Raw genomic sequence first — 444 nt, 5'->3', positions numbered from 1 at the left:
GATGAAAGAAATCTTGATATTGGAGATTTTAAATGCTCCTCACTCTCATTTCTACTGTCAACTAAATTGATAGCATTAATACATTCTTGAAGTTTTGTTGAAAAATCATCAATATCTCCTCTTAATGGTTTAAATTTTTTGTATGCAGGGTTAAGTGCTTTCTGAGGTTCGAGTTTATTAATTTTCATGTGTTATTGTCTAAAATAAGAGGGGATTAATTTAGACAAAATTGTGGTATAAAACAAACGGGAAACCTTTATGTATCTACAAATTATATTATATTGGTAAAACGTCTTTAATTTTTTAAGAAGTTTTATTGATTGATATTTAAAACGCTTGCTCCCGCCCTCCTACACATCCACCTCCTCAACCTCCACACCGGCAAATACACAAACACCACAGACAGCACACCAGCCAGCACACCCACCACCACAGCCATTGCCG

General features: G+C 34.9%; 1 protein-coding gene. It reads right to left on the bottom strand.

What is annotated here, in order from left to right:
• On the bottom strand, positions 1–188 hold a 188-nt coding region (locus BBI00_RS18965; protein WP_228394797.1), incomplete at its 3' end, for a DUF7149 domain-containing protein.
• Positions 189–444 lie beyond the last annotated feature (256 nt).

The sequence above is a fragment of the Chryseobacterium arthrosphaerae genome (assembly GCF_001684965.1).
GTDB classification, from domain to species: Bacteria; Bacteroidota; Bacteroidia; order Flavobacteriales; family Weeksellaceae; genus Chryseobacterium; species Chryseobacterium arthrosphaerae.
This window is presented reverse-complemented; position numbering and strand designations above follow the sequence as displayed.